The sequence below is a fragment of the Agromyces humi genome (genome assembly GCF_009720255.1).
GTDB classification, from domain to species: domain Bacteria; phylum Actinomycetota; class Actinomycetes; order Actinomycetales; family Microbacteriaceae; genus Agromyces; species Agromyces humi.
In genome coordinates this window covers 1-2283 of sequence record NZ_WJSP02000498.1, presented here as the reverse complement: position 1 = coordinate 2283, position 2283 = coordinate 1, and the positions used below count along the sequence as shown (strand labels likewise).

Below are 2283 nucleotides of genomic sequence, written 5' to 3'. Positions count from 1 at the left end.
GTCGCGCGACACGTCGCGACGGAGGCGGCGCGATGACGCGGCATCCGCTCGACCGGCCGATCTGGAGCGCCCTGACGATGCGTCAGCGCGACCTCGCCGTGGGCGACGACCTCGCCCGACGATTCGATCCCGAGATCGGGCCCTTCGCCGCGATCGCGGAGGACGACGACGAGCACCTCGCCCGGCTCGCGAGCCTCGTGGCCGAGCACGGCCGGGCGGTGCTGCTGCAGCGCGGCGACATCCCCGTGCCGCAGGGCACCGTGGTGCGACTCAGCGCCGACGGCGTCCAGCTCGTGCTCGATCGTCTCGCCGCCGTGCCGACGACCGGCCGGATCGAGCAGCTCGGCCCGGCGGACGCGACCGAGATGATCGCCCTCGCGAAGCTCACCGAGCCCGGTCCGTTCGAGGCGCGTACGCCAGAGCTCGGCGGGTTCGTCGGCGTGCGCGTCGACGGACGCCTCGTCGCCATGGCCGGCGAGCGCATGAAGCCCGAGGGCTTCACCGAGGTGAGCGGCGTCTGCACGCATCCAGACCATCGCGGACACGGCTACGCGGCGATGCTCTCCGCCGCCGTGGCCGACCGCATCGTCGCCCGGGGCGAGACGCCGTTCCTGCACGCCTTCGCCTCGAACCGCTCGGCCGTCGCGCTCTACGAGCGGCTGGGGTTCGTCCTGCGCACGCCCGTCGGGGTGCGCGCGCTGGTCGCGGCATGAGCGCCGTGCGGACCTACTCCTCCTCGGGCGGCGGCGAGATCGCGGCGCCCAGCCGGATGCGCGTGCCGAACGGGTCGGCGATGAGCGAGGTGCGCTCGCCCCACGGCTGGTCGGTGGGTTCCTCCATCACGGATGCCCCGGCGCCGGCGAGCTGGGCCGTCACCCGGTCGACGTCGTCGACGTAGAACCACAGGAGCACGTTGCCGGGCGGAGGAGGGTCCTCGGACAGTCCGATGCCGAGCGACGACGAGCCCACCGCCAGCGACGCATAGACGACGTCGCCGCCCTCGGGCGGCACGGTGAAGGTGTACGTCACGACCCCGCCGAGCGCGTCGCGGTAGAACGCGAGCGCCGCGTCGACGTCGGGCACCTCGAGGATGGGGAACGCGGATTCGATCATGAGGCCTCCTCGACGCGAGGCTACGCCGCACGCCCTGATGCCGCTACGGTGGCAGTCGTGAGCGACCAGATCTCGGTGACCGTCGCCGACGGGCTCGGCCATGTGACGCTCGATCGACCCCAGGCCCTCAACGCGCTGAGCTACTCGATGATTCGCGAGCTCACCGAGGTCTTCGAGTCCTGGCGCGACGACAGCGAGGTCGGCGTGGTCGTGATCGACGGCGCCGGCGAGCGCGGCTTCTCCGCGGGCGGCGACATCCGCGAGCTCTACGGCTACGCCGTCGACGGCAACGCGGAGGAGGCGCGCGACTTCTTCCGCGCCGAGTACCGCCTCGACGCCATGATCGCGCGCTACCCCAAGCCGGTCGTGGCGATCATGGACGGCATCACCATGGGCGGCGGAATCGGCCTCGCCGGCCACGCGGCCATCCGCATCGTCACCGAGCGTTCGCGCGTCGCGATGCCCGAGACGCGCATCGGCTTCACCCCCGACGTCGGCGGCTCCTGGCTGCTCGCCAAGGCGCCCGGCGAGCTGGGCGTGCACCTGGCCCTCAATTCCCGCACGATGGATGCCGCCGACGCGATGCACGCGGGGTTCGCCGACTCGTTCGTGCCCTCCGAGCGGCTGCCGCACCTGATCCAGGCCCTCGCCGAGCGCGCCGACCCCGGCAGCCCGGCCGAGATCGTCATGCTGTTCGACGAGACGCCCGGTCCCTCGACGCTCGCCCTCGCGCGTGACTGGGTCGACGCCTGCTACTCCGCGCCGACGGTGCAGGAGATCATCGCGCGGCTGCGGGCGTTCGCCGAGGGTCGCCCCGCTCCGACGCATCCGCTCGACCCCGCGGCATCCGCCTACGCAGCGGCGGCCGCCGACGAGCTCGAGACGCTGTCGCCGACGGCCCTCACCGTCACCCTCGAAGCAATTCGTCGCGCCCGCACCCTGCCCAGCCTCGAGGACGCCCTCGAGCAGGAGTTCCGCCTGGTGTCGTGGTTCATCGAGCAGCACGACCTGCGCGAGGGGATCCGGGCCCAGGTCATCGACAAGGACCGTTCGCCGAAGTGGAGCCCGGGTACGCTCGCCGGGGTCGACCCGCAGCTCGCCGCCCGGGTCGTCGAGGCGCGGGTGCACGAACCCGTCTGGCCCGACCGCCCCGCGGCCTGACGCCCGCCT

At 72.9% G+C, this 2283-nt stretch carries 3 protein-coding genes; 2 read left to right on the top strand and 1 reads right to left on the bottom strand.

Features of this window, described 5'->3' with window-relative positions:
* Window positions 1–713: GNAT family N-acetyltransferase (locus tag GH736_RS21420; RefSeq protein WP_203230898.1), on the top strand; the 713-nt coding region annotated here is incomplete at its 5' end.
* A gap of 13 nt (window positions 714–726) precedes the next feature.
* On the opposite strand, the gene GH736_RS21415 is transcribed toward GH736_RS21420, so the two are convergent.
* On the bottom strand, window positions 727–1113 hold the full coding sequence (locus tag GH736_RS21415) for a VOC family protein (protein WP_159606907.1): 387 nt from the start codon (window positions 1111–1113) through the stop codon (window positions 727–729).
* Window positions 1114–1170: 57 nt separating this feature from the next.
* On the opposite strand from GH736_RS21415, the gene GH736_RS21410 reads away from it, so the two are divergent.
* Window positions 1171–2274, top strand: a complete 1104-nt coding sequence (locus GH736_RS21410; RefSeq protein WP_235934602.1) for an enoyl-CoA hydratase/isomerase family protein — start codon at window positions 1171–1173, stop codon at window positions 2272–2274.
* The last annotated feature ends 9 nt before the right edge of the window (window positions 2275–2283 follow it).

Coding starts and splice junctions, on each gene's coding strand:
- GH736_RS21415 (WP_159606907.1), bottom strand. CDS start 1,113: ATGATCGAATCCGCGTTCCCCATCCTCGAGGTGCCCGACGTCGACGCG.